We start from the raw sequence: 20,182 nt of genomic DNA, 5'->3' as shown, positions 1-20,182 counted from the left end.
CACAAACGTGCGTGCATTCGGGCCCGGGACCCCCGCTACTTCGGTGGGGTGCCCACATCGGTGGCACTGCGGCGCCAGTCACGGGGCGTCATCCCGAATGCCTCGCGGAATCGCCGGGCGAAGTGGGCGGCGTCGCGGAAACCCACGGCACCGGCCACGGACGCGATGGACCGGTGCGCGTAGCCTCTGTCGATCAGCATGTCGCGGGCCCGGACCAGGCGTTGTTCGATGATCCACTGCTCGAGGCTGATACCCGACTGCGCGCAGACTTTGTACAGGTGCCGCACGGAGATGTTGTTGCCTGCGGCGATATCGGGGATCTTCAAGTCCGAATCGGACAGGTGGGTCCGCACATACCCGAGGATCTGCTCGATCAGCAGCTGCTCCGGGATGGCGGCGCCGTCACCCGGCCCGCGGCCGGCCGCCGAGATCAGTAGCGCCCGAACCATTTCCAGGCACGACTCACCCACGGAGGCAGCGGCCGGATCCGCTTCGAGCTGGTCGGCGATCCCGACGAGATGCTGAATCTGCGCCGTGACCATCGGGTACAGCGGTGACGCCGCCAGCCGCCCGTGCGCCGCGACGACCGTCTCCGCGGAAATGCCGAGGCGCTCCCTGGACAGCTGCAGGCACAGCGTTCCGCCGAGACCGTGCCAGCCGGAGGCGAACGTCGTGGCCAGGTCGATCACTTCGCAGGCGCCGGGCTCGATCAGCGTTTGCGCACCGAACTGTTCGTGCCTGCGAACCTGCCCGTTCTGCACGGTCACCGTCAGGGTGTCGCTGGGCGTGGTTCGCTCGTGCCGACTGGTTCGGCAGACCTGGTGACCGGATACCTCGGAGCGAGTGAGCGCGATCGGGCCCAGCATCCAGGCCTGGTGACGGCTGACCACTTCGGCAGGCGAATCCCACATCTGCAGGGTGGCCCCGATATCGGCTTCCTGCAGGATTGCGGTGACCGCCTCCCGCCGGTCCGCCGGCGTGAAGTAGTCGGAGTCGATCAGCACTGCCATTTGTGATCTCTACTTCGGATTCTCGTCGGCGGCGGAGTCCCTCCCATCGCCGACCGCTGCGCGTATTCGGGTGGTGGCGATTCGGGGGCCTGTAGTCGGCGATGCTATCGCGCCGTGGCGCGCCCGGAGCCCGATTCGGCAGGGTTGCCGCACCGACTTCACCGACCCACGGTGGCGTGTTCCCTTGCCGTGGTGGGCCGTAACGCCAGGATTCGACGTTCGGCAGGCGTCGCCGTCGCAGCCCATTCCGGCCGCAGAGCCGCATAGATGCACACGTCGCGCCACCGACCCTGGGTTCGGTACAGCTGGCGCAGCCGCGCCTCCGGCGTCAAGCCCACTCCCGACATCACCGTGTCCATCACCGGATGATCGTGGCGGTGCCCCGCCCATACCCGGTGAATCCCGAGCGGCCCGAAGGCGAATGCCGCCATCAGCCGCCCCGCCTCGATCCCACCGGCGCGCAGCGCCCCTTCCGGAACCACGACCAGACCGCCGATCATCGCGTTGCTGCCGAAATCCTCCACCAGCAGGCCGATGGTGCCGACCATGGTGTCCTCACCCGGTGCCGTGATCGCCAATGTGTACTTGCGCCGCGGTGTCTCGCCGCGGGAGCACAGGGCGGCCTCGAACGACGTCGCGGCCGCCCGGACGCCCATGCTGTCGGTGCCCATGTATCGGGTCAGGTGCGGGTCGGTGAAGATCCGCTGATACACGCCCAGATCACCGGCACGGAGATCACGCAACCGCAGCCGCGGGCCGACCAGTTCCACATTGCGCAGGTCGATCGTCAACGGACTTCCTCCATCGCCCGCACGAACGCCGGAGCGATCTGTGGGCCCACCGCGGGGATGAGCTCGTCGAGGTCGATATAGGTTCGCCCCGACGGGATCGGCTCGCCGAGCAGGATCCGGCGAGCCGTGTCCGCCACCAGGGCGCCGCCGAGCATCACCCCGGAGGCGAGCTGCGGCCAGCTGCACAGGCTTCGGCCGATCTCACCGACCGCGTCGCGCATCGCCGGGCTCAGCCGCGGCTCATCGACCACTGTCAGCAGAAACGCCAGCAGCTCACCCCGGTCCATCCCCGCGACATCGGACGCGGTCGACCCACCGGTGCGACCGTGGAACAGCGGGCGATGGGGTTCGCGATCGAAACGCTCCACATCCAGCAAGCCGCGATCGTTGGCGTCCATCAGTACCGGGATCTCCCGGCGCCGCGCGTACTCACGGGCAGCGACTTTCGCCCATACCGTGTCGCATTCCTCCACCAGCAGATCCAGCGGACGGGTGCCCTCCGCTCCGTCGAAGAACGGCCCGATCGATTCCTCGGTCAACCCGTCCGTGAACACCTCGATATCGAGATAGGGGTCGATCTCGAACATCTGACGCGCCGCCAGCACAGCCTTGGAGACCCCGAGATCGAATACCCCGGCCCGCAGCCGGTTCAGATTCGACAGCCCGACGGTGTCGAAGTCGGCCAATCGGAACGATCCGCCGACCCCTTCCATCGCCAGCGTCACAGCCGCACTGTTGCCCACCGACAGCCCGATCACACCGATCCGCCGGTCGCGCAGGACTCGCTGCTGCACTCGGTCGATCTTGTTGCGATTCCGATCTGTCCGCACCCGCTGGAAAACCTCGCGCGGCAGCACATGTACCAACCGGCCGTTCCACGGATAGAACACCCACGTCCCCCACTGCCACAACGGAGTCCCGTCACAGATCCGGCGACGGGACGCCACCAGCGAGCCGGTCGACTGTGCGACCGCAGGGTCCTCGCAGCGGATCAGTTCGTCGAGCTGATCTTCGATCGTGTCGTACACGGCACTGACAGAACCCGATGCTGCCAGCGCTTCGAGGTCACGCAGCCCTTCCGGGCTCGATGGATCGAGCAGCTCGGGACAGAAATGCGATGTTGCAGCGCCGGGCGTGAGTACCGCCGGACGCGGAACCGAGCGATGCCAAACCATGTGTGCACAAACCTCCGACCCTCATGAGGCGAACGGCCACCCGCTCGTCTCTGTCGACCAGGACGCGCAAAGGATACACACAGCACACTTCCAGCTAACCGAACTTCGGTCCACCGGCATGGCGCTGGCAAACCTCGGCCAAACTGGGCCTACAACCACGGGATTCGGTGTGACAGGCGACCCGTACCGTCACTCATACTCAGTCTCGCAATAATCCCGCAAGCATCGATTCCAGGGCCACCGGTGCCCGGAAACCCGGAGTCAGCCGTCGGCTCGGGTGTCGAGTTCGCGCTGAAGGTCGGCGTTGATGCGCTGAGCCTCGGCGAGCTGATCTTCGAGGATCACGATCCGGCACGACGACTCGAGTGCGTTGCCCGCATCGACGAGTTCACGCACGCGCGCGGCGATGCGCAGCTGGTAGCGCGAGTAGCGGCGATGCCCGCCCGCCGAGCGCTGCGGGGTCAGTAGTCGCGCGGCGTCGAGGCCACGCAAGAACGCCTGGGTGACGCCGAGGATCTCCGCGGCGCGCCCCATGCTGTAGGCGGGATAGGTGTCGTCATCGAGCTTGTCCGCGGCGCTGACGCCGTCGGCGGGATGGGTGTTCGGGTGCTGCACGAGGCCTCTCGGATTCAACGCCGGAAGGCCCCGGCGCGCTGGGCGCCGGGGCCGTGATTTACGACTGAGGGATTGATTTCACTTGCCTTCACCGGCCGCAGGGGCCGATCTCGGACACCGCATCCGACAACTCCCGGGATGCGGGACATCTAAATGGCTGATCAGTGGCCACCACCTCCTGAATCGTCGGTTCTACCTGCGGTACTTCACTTACCTTGCTTCTTCGTCCCCTCGGCGGTCCAGCCGACTGCACCGGATTCTCTTCTCCGCCTGAGGGGACGGCCGAACTTGCCATCCCGGGCAGGTCACCTGCCCGGCCATCTGATTTCTTAACAGGAACGAGAGCGACTATATACCCTCGAATCCGAGAATGTCTACACCCGACACGACAGATTTTTTCCACCGATGAGATCCGTTGCCGAACGGTGAAGGTAGCGTCGCGAGCCGAGGTGAGCCGCCGCCAACGGCCGAGGACTCACGATCCAAGAAGAGGAAGCCACAGAAGCCAGTGAGCTAGGCAGCCCTTCTGCACGTGGCACAAAAAAAATGGCCGGCCGACATGAAAACATGTCTGACCAGCCATTATGTGTGGTCCCAGCTGGTTTCGAACCAGCGACCTTCCGCGTGTGAGGCGGACGCTCTCCCGCTGAGCTATGGGACCGAACACTGTGTCGGGCGGGTTTTGAGCCGCTCGAACGAGATGGAACATTAGCACGGGGGGCCGGGATGACACCAAATCGCCTTGTGAAGCGGGGTTTCGGCGAAGGAGCTTCGCCGGGCCGGCGCTCGCGCGCGTGTGCGCGCGGGCGGGCGATCGATGGTCCCCACATTCGCCCCTCGGGCGATATTGTGGCTAGATGCGCATATCTATGTTTCACAATGTGGAGATTTGGGGTCACTGGGCGGCGGGGAGGACCGGCTCGACGTGGGCGACATGCGTGTAATTCATATTTAGGGCGGTTTACCAGGCGATTTGTAGTCTGCGTCGAACGTCGGCTAATGTTCTCCTCGCACCGCAGAGAGCAGCAAAGCCGCCAGGCCGAGCCGCTCCCCTAAGTGTGAAGTAAATGCGGATGTGGCGCAGTGGTAGCGCATCACCTTGCCAAGGTGAGGGTCGCGAGTTCGAATCTCGTCATCCGCTCGAGAGGTAGGTAAGGCACTAGCCCCATCCTCCTTTGTACGGTGGAGTGGCCGAGTGGTGAGGCAACGGCCTGCAAAGCCGTGCACACGGGTTCGATTCCCGTCTCCACCTCGCGCGATTAGCTCAGCGGGAGAGCGCTTCCCTGACACGGAAGAGGTCACTGGTTCAATCCCAGTATCGCGCACCACCGTACCGAGTCAGGCCCCCTTTCGAGGGGGCCTGACTTGTTTGCGTTGCCGGTCGAGCGAGCCGAGCCTGTAACCCAGATCACTCTCGGCACGGTTTCCCGGTGAGCTCCCCTAGTATCGGCACACGGCATCGCCGGGCGGGTCCGGTGCGGGACCGGCGGCATGGAGGGGCATCGAGTGAGGCAGATCCTGTTATCGGCGGGGATCGCTCTTGTCGTCACCATCACGCTCACGCCGGGGCTGATCCGGGTCTTCGCACGACGAGGGTTCGGGCAGGAGATCCGGATCGACGGGCCTGCCAGCCATCAGGCCAAACGCGGAACGCCCACGATGGGCGGGCTGGCGATCGGGGCAGGGGTGTGGGCCGGGTATCTCGGGTCGCATCTGATCGGGTTGCTGTGGGACGCACCGGGGCCGAGCGCGTCGGGGGTGCTGGTACTACTGCTGGCGTCGGCGCTGGGTGTGGTGGGTTTCCTCGACGACTCCATCAAGCTGCGCAAGCACCGCAACCTCGGATTGACCGCGGCGGGCAAATATATCGGGCAGATCGGTGCCGCGGTGGTGTTCGCTGTGCTCGTGCTGCGGTTCCCCGGCGCCACGGGGCTCACGCCCGCCGGTCGCAACCTGTCCTATGTCCGCGACATCAACACCATCACCTTCGCGTCGCTGTTCTTCGTGGCATTCATCGTGTTGCTGGTGGTCGCGTGGTCGAACGCGGTGAACATCACCGACGGTCTCGACGGACTCGCGGCCGGGTCGATGAGCCTCACGCTCGGCGCGTACGTGGTGATCACGCTGTGGCAGTACGACAACTCGTGCGAGATCAGTCCCGGACGCGCCTGCTACACGGTGCGCGATCCGCTCGACCTGGCGATGGTCAGCGCGGCGGGCGCGGCGGCGTGCATCGGTTTCCTGTGGTGGAACGCGGCGCCGGCCAAGATCTTCATGGGCGATACCGGGTCGCTCGGCCTCGGCGGGCTGCTGGCCGGGTTGTCGATCACCAGCCGCACCGAACTGCTGGCCGTGGTGATCGGGGCGCTGTTCGTCGCCGAGATCATGTCGGTGGTGTTGCAGATCGTGGTGTTCCGCACGACGCATACCCGGCTGTTCCGGATGGCGCCGTTCCATCATCACTTCGAGCTCAACAATTGGCCCGAGACCGCGGTGATCATCCGGTTCTGGGTGCTGGCAGGGATCGCGTCGGCAACGGGGCTGTGCCTGTTCTACAGCGAGTACCTGACCTCGCTCTAGTTGTCGGGGCCTGCGGCTACGCTGACTCGATCGAGCGAGGGAGGTCGCCGCTGTGAGTGCCGAGATCGTCAGGCCACCGGGTCACGATATCGCCGCCGACGTCTCGTTCGAGCTCGAGGAGCTCGACGATCTGGTCGGCGAACTGCTCACCGACCATGCCGAACGCGCCGCCCGCGACGCGCGGATCGTCGCGTTGCGCCTCGGGATCGGGGGGCAGCGCCCGGAGACCCTCACCCGGATCGGCGCCCGCTACGACCTGGCCCGCGACAGGGTCCGCCAGCTGTACGCCAAAGCGGTCGGGCGGATCGTGCGCGATGCCGCCCGCGCCGGACACCGGTCTGCGCAGGTATTCGCGCACCGCTATCCGGTCGAGGCGGGCGATCTGCGTCTGGTGCGCATGCTGCTGGCCGAGACCTACGCGACCGATACCGACCTGGTCGCCATGGAATGGTCCTACCTCAAGCTCCGGCTGGCCGGACACGAACCGGGCGACGCCAAGCGGGTGGCCGGCTATGTGATGCAGCGAATCCTGGGCTGGCAGAAGAAGACTGCCAGCATCTTGGCCAAGCTCCAGGTGCCGGCGGACGGCGCCGACGATCTGCGGGCGCTGCTGGCCGAGGTCGAGTGGGCGACCGGGTCGCCCGCCCCACTGCCCACGGAGTCGGCGCGCGTGGCCGATGGTGACGACGACGGCCGCGGCCGGTTCTACCTGGCGAAGGCGGGCCGCGACGTCGCCTACGACTCGGCCATGGCGGCCCGGCTACTGCGAACCCTCGACGCCGACCCGGCGGTGGCGGCGTTCCAGGAAGAACCGACCGCACTGACCTACCGCTTCGCCGACGAAGACCAGGTGCACTATCCGGCCGTGGCCGCACAGCTCACCGACGGCCGCGCGGTGCTCATCGACGTGGTGCCGCTGGGCCGCACAGCTTTCCACCGCAACCGGATCCAGAGCGAACTCGGCCGCGCCTACGCACGCGAGCACGGCTGGGGCTGGCTCATCTGGACCGGGAGCACGATCGGTACATCCCAGCTCGAAGCCCGCCCGGTCGACGCCTCGATCGAGCAACGCCTGGCCACCGACCTGGAACAGGGTCCCTACGATCGACAGGCGCTGGCCACGGTCAGCACGGAAACCGGCCTCGACCTGCTCGACCTCGCTGGTCTCGTACTCCGCTACGACTGGCAGTGGGACCGGTTGCCGATGCGGCTCAGCGCATCACCATCGCGCCGACCATCACGGTGAGGACGAGCAGCATCGCGCAGCAGGTGAGCCACTGCCACTGATTCAGGGTGCGATCCATCCGCCCGATGCTCGCGCGCAGGCCCGCCGCGACGCGCTGCTGGGCGAGGAGCTCGCTGCGCAGTCCGGCTATGGTGATGGCTTCGGCGTCGGCGTTCACCCCGGCCCGCTCGATCCGGTTGTGCAGACGGCCCACCAGTCGCTGCTTGTCGCGCACGGCCTGGCGCGAAACCGCCAGCTCCACCCGCTGATCGCGCAACTCGGTGCGCTGGTGCTCGATCATCGCGGCCTGCGCCGCGGTGTGCCGTTCCCAGGTGCCCACGTCGGACCACCCTCCTGTCGTGAGATCCGCGTGCCCCCAGTGCATTTCGCCGGACACCCAGTCCTGGAGAAAATCACGCAACTCGGTACTGCCGCCGGCCGGGGCGGCGAAACCGGTCTTGCCCGCGGCGAGCATGCCCTGGTCGATGCGGTAATCGGCGGCCGCGGGCGCGAAATCGGCGATGCCGACCGCGGGGACCAGCGGCACCCAGAAACCCTGCGGGCACACCCACAGCACATCGTCGATTCCGGCCGCCTGCAGGCGTTTCCGGTGCGCGCGGGCCGCAGTGATGTCGAGGGGGCCACTGCGCACCTCGACCACACAGCGCCGGTCGCCGCGGCGCCAGTAGATATCGACGGGGATGTCGCCGATCTGTGCGTCGACCTCGGCCTCGTCGGCGCCCGCCGCCGTGAGCCTGCCGCAGATCCAGTGCTCGAGACGCTGCGTATTCCATTGGGTCGCCGCACATTCGGGGCAACCACAGCCATATCCGGTGCGTTCGGTCACGGCGCGGCGGCTGCCCTCGGAAATCCCCAGTTCGTCGAGCAGCGCTCGACGTCCACACGCCACCTGGGTCTCGCTCAGCCGCTTCGTCCTCACACCATCACTCCCTCACCAAGGGACCCGTCGTAGGCTCACGCGCACGTCCTGGACATCAGGTTCCCGCAGCCATGGAAAAGGCGCCAGCCCCCTTGACCCGCGTTCGGGTGCGTCATCGCCCGGTGATTGAGATCACAAACGCGACTCTGCTTGTATATCAAGCCATTTCATTGTGCCAACGTCGCACGAAGACGCCTAATTCTTGATCATTTCGATACACAGACCCGGCCTGTTGCATGTCCGTTTCATCCTGATTGCGAATCAGTTCGGCGCGTCGCGTAAGCGGTCACGACAACGCGTGCTGTTGCTCCGGTGGATATGATCGCTGCGGCCGAGGCGGGCACGCTCGGGCGACCACGGGAAGTAGGGTGTGCATGAACCACGCTGAGCACGACGAGTCCATCGGGTCGATGCTGGCGAGTATCGCCACGGCGCTGCGCGAAGTCAGCGACAAGCTCGATATCGTCGCCGCGCGGGTCCAGCTCGATGTGCCCACCTTCCCGGTCGACGAGGATCTGCCCGACCACACCCGGATCAGGCGGCTGGAATCCTGGGCATTTCGTGCGTCACAGGACATTTCACGCCTGAGTTCCCGGCTCGACGCCCTCGACAACGACGGTGAGCCCGATTCCGGCCGTCCGGCGCGGAGCACGCCCAGCCGCCGCGAAATTCGCGAAGCCGCGGAGGCCGCCGAACGCGCGGCCGACGGGCTCGACGACCACCAAGCGGCCCCCGAGTCCTTACCGCTGCACCGGGACCGCGATATCGACAGGTCCCGGCCCCCGCTCGAACGCCGCAACTCCCCTGTCCGGCCGACCACCGATCACCTCGGCGATCCCACCGCGCTGGCCGCGACACCGATCCCGCGCACGGCGGAGGCAGCGGCCGCGCCCCTGGGGCAACCGGCGTCGTTCGACACCGATTCGGCAGTCGCGGTCGGCGGCAATGCCGCCGGTAGCGAACCGCCGAGCCGTCGACCCGCGCCCGTGCGGCTCAGTAGTACCGGCGAGCGGGTCTCGGCCGGCAATCCGACGTCGACGAACGGGACCAACGGCACCGCGAAGGGTGTGGCCGGTGACATCGCGTCCACACGAAACGGCACACCGGTGCCCGCGGTGATCGGCACCGTGCTGACGGCACCTGTTGTCGACCCCGCGCCGGGAACGAGTGCGTCGACAGCCACGAAGCCCACCGCGACGGTGCTCTCCGAGGATCGCCCGGCCACGTCAGGTGTCAACGACAACAGCACGGACTCATCCGCTACCGATGGACCACTGCCGGGGAGCGCGGAGGTGAGCGCTGTCGTGCGCGAGAGCGGCCCCAACGGCTTCGGGCTCGGTTCCGGTGCGAGGAAGCATGTTCCGAGCTCACCGGCCGAAGCCCAGTCGGCGCGCCCGGCGCCCGGAGATCCGCTGACGGCGGAAATCAGCCCCGATGCTGTGATCGAGCGGGCTCGCCCGGTGAAGAAGCCGACGGAGAGCTCGGCGACAGGAGACGGCCGACTGCGCGTTCCGTCGCCGGAGGAGCTGTCCCCCAACGGGAATGGTGTCGCACGGCCCGCGCCGACGGAACCCGTCCATGCCGCCGACGACCACTCGCCGTCGGGATTCACCGGTGAGCGATCCGCGACGCCCCCGAATGGCAAGCCGGTCAACGGGTTCGAGTCCCACTCCCCACTGGCAGGTGAAATCCGCCCGGACACATCGATGGATGCGCAGCCCGTAGGCAATACCACCAACGGCATCCACTGGTCTTTCACCGATGATCCGGCGCCCACGTCGCCGGCCCCGAACCGAAACGGGCACGCACGCAACGGCTTCACCACCGACTCCGCGCGCCGCGCCGAATCCCTCTTCGACGATTTCACCCCGCGTGACCGCATGACCACCGGTGAATCACCCGAGCCGCCGGCCGCCTCCGGGCCGCCCCCACGCCTCACTCCCCCGGCAGAACTCACCACGCAGCCGACCCAGACGCCGGCGGAACCGGCGCGCACCCCCGGTTCATCGCACGTCAACGGTGTCGGCGACAGCACCGCGTTCCCGAGCACCGATCGACCGGCGAACACCGGCGCCCTGCCCGACCAGGCACCACGCAACAACCACGCCACGCTCACCGACCACGACCACCCGTCCGCGGACTTCGATCCACCGACTCTCGGCCTGCCGACCGGACACGATGGATCGGCGAGCAATCCCGATCCCCTCGCACGCGCTGCCTCCGACCCGGTTCCGCCCACCGCCACCGACTCGGCCGGCATCACCGTCACCGGCACCTACCGTGCCTTCGACATCGAACGCGCCCATGTCGACAAGCTGCAGGCCATGCTCGACGAGCTGAAACGATCGGCCGGTCTCCCGCCGGGCCGCCGCGACGTGTTCGGCCCACCGACCCCGGACGTGGGTTAGGCGCAGCGAGAAACGTCGCGACCGCGAACGCTGTGCACATCAGTCCGTGCGTCCACCTCACACCGGTCATGCGTGAGAGGCTGACAGGTCGCCCGTCAGGCAGGCTTCGCCAGCGGGACCAGACCCGGATCGGCCTCCGGCTTCGGAGGTTCGTGCAGGACGGTGCCGATGAGGTCACGTAGAGCGCGGTGACCGGCGTCGGCGGTGTTGCGTGGATGCCACGCCATCGCGACCACGGGGGCGGGCAGCGGCAGCGGGATCTCGAACATCGCCAAACCGAGCGCGGTGCGTGCGGCGCGGGACAGGAGTTCCGGTGCCGGGCAGATCAATTCGGTCGACGCGAGGGTGAGCAGCGCGGTGGGCAGGTCGGCGACGGTGGCGACCACGCGGCGGGTGCGGCCGTGCAGGGCGAGGCGGTCGTCGATCGGGCCGCGCGTGCGACCGGTGGGCGAAACCTCCAGATGGCGGGCCGAGGCGTAGGCGGCGACGGTGGGGCGGTCGACAGCGAACGGGTGGTCGGGCGCGGCGACGCCGATCCAGCGGTCGGTGAACAGGCGCTTGACCACCGTTTCCGGGTCGGTCTGCCCGATCATGCCGACTTCGACGTCGACCCGGCCGTCGCGTAGCGCCACCGCACCGTCGGCGGCGTCGGCGGCGAGCAGCCGCACGGTCACCCCTGGCAACTCTGCGTGGACCGCCGCCAGTAGCGGACCGGACAGGCTCGCGCCGACCGAATCACCCACGCGGACAACGAAATCACGATGCCTGCCCGGCCCGTTCCCGTCGCGGGCGGTGAGCAACAACCGGCCCTGATCGACCAGGCTCGCCACATCGTGGCGCAATTCGAGGGCCCGCGGCGTGGGCACCATCTGTCTGCCCGAGCGAACGAGCAGCGGATCGCCGAGCACCGCGCGCAGCCGGGTGAGGGTGCGACTCATCGCCGAGGTCGAGGTGTGTAGTCGCCTGGCCGCCTCGGTCACGCTGTTGGTGTCGAGCAGCGCGTCGAGAGCGAGCAGCAGGTTCAGATCCAGCGCGTCCACGCGAGGATTATCACCAACGCACCGATCGCCATCGGCGTTGCCGACGGCGATCCGGCGTGTCGGCTACCGCTCCGCTACGGGCGCCGGTACGGGCGCCACCGGGGCCGCCACCGCGCGATTGCGCAGCACCCCGCGGTAGGACGACGGCCGCACGGGTCGCACCCACTGCGCCAGCCTCGACATCAACGGCAGCGGCGTGCCGAGATCGTCGAGCATCTCGTCGATATTGGCCAGCGAGAACGGGACCACCGAGGCACCGTGCGCGTGGTTGCCCTCGCTGCGTTCACGCGACCACTCCAGGCGCGCATCGATCTCGTTGTTCATCAGCTCGGCCATCGGCGGCACGAACCGGCCCGTGAGCAGCCCGGCGATCCAGTGCGCGCCCACCTCGGCGCTGAGGGCGCTCACATTCGAGCTGTTGTAACCGGCGAAGCTCAGATTGGGGATCTCCACCGGCAGGATGTGGCGGTAGAGCCGGAAATCGCTCACGTCGTCGGTGAGGGCGCGCCGCACGAACGGGGTGAGGAACGGCACCTCCTGCCGGTATCCGGTGGCGCAGAGGACGATCTCGGCCAGTTTCAGGCTGCCGTCGGCCAGACGCACCGCGGGTCCGTGCGGTCCGCCGATCAGTTCGGTGATCTCGGTGTCGCGGTGCACGCTGATCCGGCCCGCCTCGACCTGCTCGGCGAAGCCCTCGGTGGCCAGGCTCGCGCTGCTGGTGCCGATCTCGGAGATCGGGCTCGTCGGTACCAGATCGAGCTCACGCAGCCGCAGCTTGCGCGTCACCCGCTCCTGCAGCAGGTCCATGTTCGACTGGCGCAGCGCGAGACGGTCGAGCAGCCGTTCGACGCGGTGCGGGAAACGGGACGGGAAGTGCGCCTCCCCCGCGCGGGTCAGCAGCAGACGCTCGTAGTCGGCGCCGAAACCGAGCTTGCGCGGCATCTTCCAGGTGAGTCTGCGCGCCACCACGGTGGTCTCGTCGGCGATGTGGCTGACCGCCTCGGCCACATCGCACGCGGATTTGCCGTAGCCCAGCACGACCACCGAACGATCACGCGCCTGTTCGACATCGTGGAATTCCGAGACATGGCACAGTCGCCCACCCGCGGCACGGAACGCCGCGACACCGGCCAGGGCCGGCATCACCGGGTCGCTGTAGACGCCGTTGGCGACGATCAGGTGATCGCAGGTGGTGCGGTGCACACCCATGTGGTCGCGGATCTCGAGCAGCCAGCCGCTGTCGACCGGGTCGGCCGCCACCACCTCGGTGCCGAGACGCAGGTGCGGGCCGAGGCCGAACTCCTGCACGTATCCGGCCAGGTAGGCCTGCATCTGCTGGCCGTCCGGCCAGCGGGGGAAATCCTCGGGCATCGGGTGATCGCTGAACGCGTACGTGGATTTGCTGTTCTGCGCGCGAAGTCCTGGATACCGGCGGGTGGCACTCCACACACCGCCGACGTCGGGGGCCCGGTCGAAGACTTCGACCGGGAACCCCGCCTGACTCAATACCTTCGCGCAGGCCAAACCCGCCACTCCCGCACCGACGATCCCGATGCGGCTACCGCTCGTCATGCGCAGGAGACTACTCGGACCAGTAGGTGAGGTGCCACCGCGCTGGACAGCCCACAGTCTGTGCGACAGTGCCCGACCCAGCCGTTGTGCCGCCGCGCTGTCGCGATCCACAGTCGCGCCGCGGCCGGGGTGACCCGTGCTGTACTGGAAGGATGACCAACAGTTCCGTCATCGTCGACCGAGCCGGACTCTGGGACGCCGAGGCGCTCAGCGATGTGGCCGCCGCGACATTTCCGCTCGCCTGCCCGCCCGAGGCCACCGCGAGCGATATCGAGATCTTCCTCGACCAGATGCTGTCGGGCGAACGCTTCGGCGAATACCTGTCCGACCCGGCCAGGACCGTGCTCAAGGCCGTCGAAGGCGACGAGATCGTCGGCTACGCCATGCTCATCGCGGGCAGGCCGAGCGACCCCGACGTCGCCGCGCAGGTGAGCGCGGGCGAGGTGGTGGAACTGAGCAAGATGTATGTCCTGCCCGGACACCACGGCAGCGGCGTCGCCGCGGCATTGATGGACGCCGTGGTCGACACCGCGCGCGACTCGGGCGGCGAGACGGTGTGGCTAGGAGTCAACCAGGCCAACGAGCGCGCGCAGAAGTTCTACGCCAAGCACGGCTTTCGGCAGGTGGGCACCAAGACGTTCACGGTCGGCAACCAGCTGCACTCCGATTTCGTCTTCGAACGCGCGCTCTGACCCGCCGCGGGGGTCAGGCGGCCGCGGCCTCGAAGCGCGAGAGCGCGAGCAGACGCGAGATCGCGCGCAGGTACTTCTTGCGGTAGCCGCCGTCGAGCATCTCCTTCGAGAAGATCTCGTCGAGCTTGACGCCCGAAACCGTCACCGGGATGCTCGCGTCGTAGAGGCGGTCGGCCAGCACGACCACGCGCAGCGCGACGGCCTGATCTGTCACGGTGTGCACGTCGGAGATGAACACCGAGGCCACGCCCTGGATCAGCGCGCCGAACTTGGACGGGTGCAGCGTGCTCAGATGCTTCAGCAGCACGTCGAATTCGTCGAGGGTGGAGCCCGGAGTGGTCGCCGCACGCTCGACGAGCAGGTCGTTCGAGGTGGGTTCCGGGGCGGGCGGCAGGTCGCGGTGCCGGTAGTCGGGCCCGTCGACGCGGACCGGGTCGAAGATCGAGCCGAGCTTCTTGATCTCGCGCAGGAAGTCCGAAGCCGCGAAACGCCCTTCGCCCAGCTGGCCGGGCAGCGTGTTCGACGTCGCCACGATGGAGACACCGCGGGCCGACAGCTCGGTGAGCAGCCGCGAGACCAGCATCGTGTCGCCCGGATCGTCGAGTTCGAACTCGTCGATGCACAGCACGCTGTTGGCCGAGAGCCGCTCGACGGCGTTGTTGAAGCCCAGTGCGCCGACCAGGTTGGTGACCTCACCGAAGGTGCCGAACGACTTGGGCGCCGGGGAGCTGTGGAAGATCGAGGCGAGCAGGTGGGTCTTGCCGACACCGAAGCCGCCGTCGAGATACAGGCCCGCGCCCGAGACGGCCTTCTTCTTGCCGAAGAGGCTCTTCTTCGAGGCGGCCTTGTGGATCTTCGCCACCTGACCTGCGAATTGCTCGGCCTTGGCGACCGCGGCCGCTTGGCTCGGTTCGTTGGGGTCGGGGATGTAGGAGGCGAAGCTGACCTCGTCGAACATGGGCGGAGGCACCATCTGCGCGACGAGTTGGTCGGCCGGGACCTCCGGATGGCGATCGACAAGGCGTTCTTGCATGGACAAATCGTACGGACGTGGTTGCATCGATCCCTATGCAGCGTATCCACAATGTGACCCAGCTCGCAGACCTCGACGCCGACGCACTGGCCAGGCGCTATGCCTACCCACGGCATCTGGACGGTCCGTGGGTGCGGGCGAACTTCGTCAGCAGCATCGACGGCGCGTTCACCATCGACGGTGTTTCCGGAGGCTTGGGCACCGAGGCGGACAAGACAGTGTTCACGGTCCTGCGTGAACTGGCCGACGTGATCGTGATCGGCGCGGGCACCCTGCGCGCGGAGAACTACGGCGGCGCGCACCCCGACCCGCAACGGCGCATCGCGCACCATCGGCACGGGATCGGTGGTCACCCCGACGGCACCCCGCCACCGATCGCGGTGGTCACCGCGACCGCCAAGCTCGATCCGGGGTCGAAGTTCTTCACCGACGCCGAGGTGGCGCCCCTGATCATCACCACCAGCCACGCGGACCAGAAGCAGGTCAGCGCGCTCGAGGACGCGGGCGCGCAGGTGGTCGTCGCCGGCGAGGCCGCGATCATGCCCGCCGCGCTGGTCCGGGTGCTGGCCGAGCGCGGTCTGCACCGGGTGCTGTGTGAAGGCGGACCGCATCTTTTCGGGCAGCTGGCCGAGGCGGGCCTGGTCGACGAGCTCTGCCTGACCACCGCCCCGATGCTGGTCGGGGGCGCGGGCGGGCGAATCTCGCTGTCGGCGAGCACTTTCGACCTGCCGATGGCGCGTAAGCAGCTGGTGCTCGCCGAGGACGGCACCGTCCTGGCCCGGTGGGCCCGTCGATGAAACCTGGCGCCGAACCTGGCAGTGTGTAGCGCATGCGTTGGACTCGGGCCGCGGCAACGGCCGCGACACTGTCGATCATGCTCGCGGGCTGTGGGGCCGGACCGTCGGATCGGCCCGTCGTCGCCGTCGAGCGCCCTGGGGCAGGCGGCGTCCAGACCGAAGCGCCCGCACCGCAGGACCTGGCCAAGGCCGAGGTGCCCAAAACCGATCTGGCCTGGCGTGATTGCACCGCGGCCACGCTGAGCTCGCTCGACTTCGGCCCCGCGCCGGCGGGCCTGGTCCTCGACTGCGCCGAGTTCTCGACCCCGATCGATACCGCGGGCACCGTGCTCGGCACGTTCCGTGCCGGCGCCCTGCGTGCCCGCCTGCCGCAGACGCCCACCGACGCGGCCCCGCTGGTGCTCACCTCCGGTTCGGACCGTTCGTCGGCCTCGACGCTGGCCGGTCTGGCGATCGGACCCAACAGCGCGTTGCTGGCGGCGCAGCCGATCGTCGCGGTGGATCGACGTGGCATCGGCGCCTCCCAGCCCATCGACTGCATTCCGGCGCAGCTGCGCGCGGTGATGACCGACCTCGGCCAGACCGGGGTGGGCAACGCCGATCAGGTCGGCGCCGTCGCGGGCTTCAGCCAGGACGCCACCATCGCCTGCCGCGATTTCCTGCAGCCCTACGAGGGCACCTTCGACGCGCCGCACGCCGCCGACGACATCGAACAGCTGCGCAAGCAATGGCAGGTCGAGAAGATCAACGTGCTCGGCGCGGGCAACGGCGCCAAGGTGGCCCTGAGCTACGCCCGCCGCTACGGCGACCACCTGGCCCGCCTCGTGCTCGACGCCCCCGAACCCGTCGGCGCGGATGCCACCACCATGGCCGAGGCACGCGTCACCGGCGCCGAAGCTGCCCTCACCGCGTTCGCGCAGCGCTGCAAGGCCGCCAATTGCGCACTCGGCGCCGATCCGCGGGCGGCGGTCGTGGCGCTGATGAACAAGGCGAACAGCGGCGGGCTCGGCGATATCTCGGCCGCTGACCTGTCGACCGCGCTCACCGGTTTCCTGTCCAGCCCCCGCGGCGACCAGGCGAATCGGGTCACCGCCATGGCCGACATCCTCGCCGCCGCCGACCGTGGCGATCGCGGACCGCTGTCGGCGATGGTCGTGCGTGAAGCCGCCGCGATCACCTCCGACGGCGAATTCGTCAACCGGTGCACCGACAGCCAGCAGCCCCCGACCGCGGACAAGGCCCGTGAACTCAGCGAGACGTGGGCGAGCAAATATCCGGTATTCGGGCGCAATGCCGCCATCGGGCTGATGGTCTGCTCGGCCTGGCCGGTCTCCACCGCGGCGCCGCTGCCCACGAAACTCGACTTGCCGGTACTGGTGTTCGCCGGTGCCGCCGATCCGATCGTCGGCGGGGCCGCCGCCTCGGTGACCGGTGCGCTCGGCTCGGCGGGCGCTCGGCATGCCACGATGACCTGGCAGGGCTGGGGCCATCCGGTCGTCACCCACTCCGGGTGCGCGCAGAAGGCCGTCAACGACTACCTCGCCGAGGGGAAACTGCCCGCCGACGGCGGTGCCTGCCCGGCCTGATCCGGTCGGGGCAACCACCCGGTTCCGGCGCGTCATACGGGTCCGGCGACACCATCGCAACCCGATTCGGTGTACCGTGCCCCAGTGTTGTTCCGACAGCTCGAGCCCCGTACCGCTCGCACCTCCGCCGAGGTGATCAAGTTCGCACTCTGGCCCTTCGCGGTCATGATGGTGCTGAACCGCGTCTTCATCAAGGCGATCAACGGTTTCGTCACCGACGACTACCGGCCTGTGTACAACGCCTCGTTCGAGTTCCTGAACGGCAGGCCGCTGTACACCGCCGACTTCTCGTCGGTCGACCCGCACTATCTCTACTATCCGAGTGGAACGCTGCTGATCGCACCGGTCGCGATCATCGACTACGAGCTGTCACGCTGGCTGTTCATCGGGCTCAACGCCGTGGCGATTCTGCTCGCCTGGTACCTGCTGCTGCGCCTGTTCAAGTTCGGTCTGGGCTCCATCGCCGCGCCCGCGCTGCTGCTGGCGATGTTCGCTTCCGAGACGGTGACCAATACGTTGGTCTTCACCAACGTCAACGGCTGCCTGCTGCTGGCCGAGTTGGTGTTCATGACGCTCCTGCTGGCGCGACGGGACCTCTGGGCGGGCGTGGCGCTGGGATTGAGCATCGCGGTGAAACCGACGCTGGCGCCGTTACTGCTGGTCGCAGCCGTTCGCGGCCAGTGGAAGGTGTTCATCACCGCGCTCGGCGTGCCGGTGGTGCTCACCGCGATCGCCTGGCCGCTGTCGGCGGACCCCGAGAAGTTCTTCACGCACGTGATGCCCTATCTGGCTGAGACCCGCGACTACTTCAACAGTTCGGTGGGCGGCAACGGGCTCTACTACGGATTGCCCGAATGGCTGATCCTGCTGGTCAAGGTCTTGATGGCCGGTGTGGTCGCGGTATCGCTGTGGCTGCTGTGGCGCTACTACCGTCACGACGAGCTGTTCTTCGTCACCACGTTCTCCGGGGTGTTGCTCACCGCGTGGTTCCTGCTGCCCTCGCTGGGCCAGATGTACTACTCCATGATGGTGTTCCCGTTCCTGATGACCGTGGTGCTGCGCAATTCCGTGTTGCGTAACTGGCCCGCGTGGCTGGCGATCTTCGGGTTCATGACCTACGACAAGTGGCTCTCCGATCGCTGGCAGGGCGTCGGCCGCAATCTCGAATACCTGCGGGTGACCTTCGGCTGGGGCCTGCTGCTCATCGTCGTGTTCTGTGTGCTCGGCGACCGGTATCTGGCGGCACGTCGTGAGGGCAGGCTGCAGTTCGGGATCGACCCGACGTGGATCGCGAACGCGCCCGATTCGCGGGACGGCACCGATGAGCCCGCGCCCGTCGCGCCGGTCGAGGACACTGCGCCTCCTCGCGAGGATCCGGTGGCTCCGGTCGAGGATCGCGAGCCCGCGCTCAAGTAGTTATCGGCCGGTGACGCACCGCTCACGGCGCGCACCGGCCGAAACCATTAGCGTGGAGCCATGAGTTCCGATACTTCGTTGCCCACGCCGCGCATCCAGCTGACGCCGCAGCAATGGCGGGCGAAACTGGATCCCGAGGAATACGCGGTCCTGCGCGAGGCCGCCACCGAGCGCCCGTTCATCGGCGAATACACCGACACCAAGACCGAGGGCGTCTACACCTGTCGCGCCTGCGACGCCGAATTATTCCGCAGCACAGAGAAATTCGACTCGCACTGCGGGTGGCCATCGTTCTTCGATCCCGCCGATTCCGACGCGGTGATCCTCAAGCCCGACGACACCCTGGGGATGCGCCGGGTCGAGGTGGTCTGCGCGAACTGCCACAGCCACCTCGGGCACGTCTTCGAAGGCGAGGGCTACCCGACGCCCACCGACCAGCGGTACTGCATCAACTCGATCTCGTTGCGCCTGAAGCCCGCCGCCGAATAACGGTCACACGAGACCGCGCACGTCCCAGGCCGAGAAGAAAGGCCCTCTCCACGAGAGGGCCTTCGGTTTTTGCGCCGCTTACGGCAGTGCGGTGAGCAACTGTTCGATTTCGACGCGCGGACCGGTGAAGAACGGCACCTCTTCGCGCACGTGCAACCGCGCCTCGGTGGCCCGCAGATCACGCATCAGGTCCACGATCCGGTGCAGTTCGGGGGCCTCGAAGGCGAGGATCCACTCGTAATCGCCCAGCGCCATCGAGCTCACGGTGTTGGCCCGCACGTCCGGGTACCCGCGCGCGGCCTTGCCGTGATCGGCGAGCATCTTGCGCCGCTCCTCGTCGGGAAGCAGGTACCACTCGTAGGACCGCACGAACGGGTAGACGCAGATGTAGTTCCCCGCGTCCTCGCCTGCCAGGAACGCCGGAATGTGGCTCTTGTTGAACTCCGCGGGCCGGTGCACCGCCACATTGCTCCAGACCGGAGCGCTCGCGCGGCCGAGTTCGGTCGTGCGGCGGAAATCCGCGTAGGCCGCTTGCAGGTCCTCGACCCGCTCGGCATGGGTCCACAGCATGAAATCGGCGTCGGCCCGCAGCCCCGCCACGTCGTAGATCCCGCGCAGCACCACGCCCTTGTCGGCGAGTCCGTCGAAGAACTCCTGCGCCTCCTTGATCGCCCCTGCCCGGTCCTCACCGAGCACGCCCGGCTGAACCTGGAACACCGAGAACATCAGGTAGCGAATGGTGGAGTTGAGAGCCTGGTAGTCGAGTCGCGCCATGGATCTATGGTGCCACTGCGGCGTTTTCGCCCGCTGTCG

17 protein-coding genes and 4 tRNA genes are annotated in these 20,182 nt (G+C 67.7%); 11 read left to right on the top strand and 10 right to left on the bottom strand.

Features of this window, described 5'->3' with window-relative positions; translation table 11 throughout:
• Positions 1–35: 35 nt before the first annotated feature.
• From ACFULV_RS19015 to ACFULV_RS18995, 5 genes are all read right to left on the bottom strand, one after another.
• Positions 36–1,010, bottom strand: a complete 975-nt coding sequence (locus ACFULV_RS19015; RefSeq protein WP_378658321.1) for a helix-turn-helix domain-containing protein — start codon at positions 1,008–1,010, stop codon at positions 36–38.
• Between the two features lie 158 nt (positions 1,011–1,168).
• Positions 1,169–1,801: a GNAT family N-acetyltransferase gene (locus ACFULV_RS19010; protein ID WP_378626793.1), complete on the bottom strand. Its 633-nt coding sequence runs from the start codon at positions 1,799–1,801 to the stop codon at positions 1,169–1,171.
• Positions 1,798–2,976, bottom strand: coding sequence for a ThiF family adenylyltransferase (locus ACFULV_RS19005; RefSeq protein ID WP_378658319.1), 1,179 nt, complete (start codon positions 2,974–2,976; stop codon positions 1,798–1,800). Before ACFULV_RS19005 ends, ACFULV_RS19010 begins: the two co-directional genes overlap by 4 nt.
• Before the next feature lie 261 nt (positions 2,977–3,237).
• A complete protein-coding gene (locus ACFULV_RS19000) occupies positions 3,238–3,591 on the bottom strand; it encodes a MerR family transcriptional regulator (RefSeq protein ID WP_378658316.1) in 354 nt (117 codons plus the stop codon).
• A gap of 589 nt (positions 3,592–4,180) precedes the next feature.
• Positions 4,181–4,252, bottom strand: a tRNA-Val gene (locus tag ACFULV_RS18995).
• A 408-nt stretch (positions 4,253–4,660) separates the two neighbouring features.
• On the opposite strand from ACFULV_RS18995, the gene ACFULV_RS18990 reads away from it, so the two are divergent.
• The 5 genes from ACFULV_RS18990 to ACFULV_RS18970 all read left to right on the top strand — a co-directional run bounded on the left by ACFULV_RS18990 (position 4,661) and on the right by ACFULV_RS18970 (position 7,417).
• Positions 4,661–4,732: transfer RNA gene (locus ACFULV_RS18990), tRNA-Gly, on the top strand.
• A gap of 40 nt (positions 4,733–4,772) precedes the next feature.
• A tRNA-Cys gene (locus ACFULV_RS18985) sits at positions 4,773–4,843 on the top strand.
• A gap of 1 nt (position 4,844) precedes the next feature.
• Positions 4,845–4,919, top strand: a tRNA-Val gene (locus tag ACFULV_RS18980).
• 178 nt (positions 4,920–5,097) lie between these two features.
• A complete protein-coding gene (gene mraY / locus ACFULV_RS18975) occupies positions 5,098–6,171 on the top strand; it encodes a phospho-N-acetylmuramoyl-pentapeptide-transferase (protein WP_378658313.1) in 1,074 nt (357 codons plus the stop codon).
• A gap of 52 nt (positions 6,172–6,223) precedes the next feature.
• Entirely contained in the window at positions 6,224–7,417 is a 1,194-nt protein-coding gene (locus ACFULV_RS18970) for a hypothetical protein (protein ID WP_378658310.1), read from the top strand.
• Here ACFULV_RS18970 and ACFULV_RS18965 read toward each other — a convergent pair.
• Entirely contained in the window at positions 7,383–8,336 is a 954-nt protein-coding gene (locus ACFULV_RS18965) for a hypothetical protein (protein WP_378658307.1), read from the bottom strand. The two genes, ACFULV_RS18970 and ACFULV_RS18965, sit on opposite strands and share 35 nt — an antisense overlap.
• A 374-nt stretch (positions 8,337–8,710) precedes the next feature.
• On the opposite strand from ACFULV_RS18965, the gene ACFULV_RS18960 reads away from it, so the two are divergent.
• Positions 8,711–10,744: a hypothetical protein gene (locus ACFULV_RS18960; RefSeq protein WP_378658304.1), complete on the top strand. Its 2,034-nt coding sequence runs from the start codon at positions 8,711–8,713 to the stop codon at positions 10,742–10,744.
• Between the two features lie 95 nt (positions 10,745–10,839).
• On the opposite strand, the gene ACFULV_RS18955 is transcribed toward ACFULV_RS18960, so the two are convergent.
• Both ACFULV_RS18955 and ACFULV_RS18950 read right to left on the bottom strand, forming a co-directional pair.
• Positions 10,840–11,784: a LysR family transcriptional regulator gene (locus ACFULV_RS18955; protein ID WP_378658301.1), complete on the bottom strand. Its 945-nt coding sequence runs from the start codon at positions 11,782–11,784 to the stop codon at positions 10,840–10,842.
• A gap of 63 nt (positions 11,785–11,847) precedes the next feature.
• The gene (locus ACFULV_RS18950; RefSeq protein ID WP_378658298.1) at positions 11,848–13,356 is read right to left on the bottom strand and encodes a flavin-containing monooxygenase; all 1,509 of its coding nucleotides are present in this window, start codon (positions 13,354–13,356) and stop codon (positions 11,848–11,850) included.
• A gap of 152 nt (positions 13,357–13,508) precedes the next feature.
• Here ACFULV_RS18950 and ACFULV_RS18945 point away from each other — a divergent pair, with 152 nt between their 5' ends.
• A complete protein-coding gene (locus tag ACFULV_RS18945; protein ID WP_378626740.1) occupies positions 13,509–14,048 on the top strand; it encodes a GNAT family N-acetyltransferase in 540 nt (179 codons plus the stop codon).
• Between the two features lie 13 nt (positions 14,049–14,061).
• Here the strand turns inward: ACFULV_RS18945 and zapE are convergent, their stop codons facing one another.
• A complete protein-coding gene (zapE, locus tag ACFULV_RS18940; protein WP_378626738.1) occupies positions 14,062–15,081 on the bottom strand; it encodes a cell division protein ZapE in 1,020 nt (339 codons plus the stop codon).
• A 35-nt stretch (positions 15,082–15,116) separates the two neighbouring features.
• Between zapE and ACFULV_RS18935 the strand changes: the two genes are divergently transcribed.
• The 4 genes from ACFULV_RS18935 (at position 15,117) to msrB (ending at position 19,369) form a co-directional block, all read left to right on the top strand.
• The gene (locus ACFULV_RS18935) at positions 15,117–15,878 is read left to right on the top strand and encodes a pyrimidine reductase family protein (RefSeq protein WP_378658295.1); all 762 of its coding nucleotides are present in this window, start codon (positions 15,117–15,119) and stop codon (positions 15,876–15,878) included.
• A gap of 32 nt (positions 15,879–15,910) precedes the next feature.
• Positions 15,911–17,464 carry an alpha/beta hydrolase gene (locus tag ACFULV_RS18930; protein ID WP_378658293.1) on the top strand — a complete coding sequence of 518 codons (1,554 nt, stop codon included), beginning with the start codon at positions 15,911–15,913 and terminating at the stop codon, positions 17,462–17,464.
• An 84-nt stretch (positions 17,465–17,548) separates the two neighbouring features.
• Positions 17,549–18,880: a glycosyltransferase family 87 protein gene (locus tag ACFULV_RS18925; RefSeq protein ID WP_378658290.1), complete on the top strand. Its 1,332-nt coding sequence runs from the start codon at positions 17,549–17,551 to the stop codon at positions 18,878–18,880.
• A gap of 60 nt (positions 18,881–18,940) precedes the next feature.
• Positions 18,941–19,369 (top strand): peptide-methionine (R)-S-oxide reductase MsrB, encoded by a 429-nt coding sequence (gene msrB, locus ACFULV_RS18920; protein WP_378626732.1) that lies wholly within the window; start codon positions 18,941–18,943, stop codon positions 19,367–19,369.
• A 78-nt stretch (positions 19,370–19,447) separates the two neighbouring features.
• Here the strand turns inward: msrB and hemQ are convergent, their stop codons facing one another.
• Positions 19,448–20,143: a hydrogen peroxide-dependent heme synthase gene (gene hemQ / locus ACFULV_RS18915; RefSeq protein ID WP_378626731.1), complete on the bottom strand. Its 696-nt coding sequence runs from the start codon at positions 20,141–20,143 to the stop codon at positions 19,448–19,450.
• Between the last annotated feature and the right edge of the window lie 39 nt (positions 20,144–20,182).

This window comes from Nocardia sp. NPDC057272, assembly GCF_042668615.1.
In the GTDB taxonomy this organism is placed as follows: Bacteria; Actinomycetota; Actinomycetes; order Mycobacteriales; family Mycobacteriaceae; genus Nocardia.
Note: the sequence above shows the minus strand (reverse complement) of the source record. Positions and strands in the feature narration are given on the sequence as shown.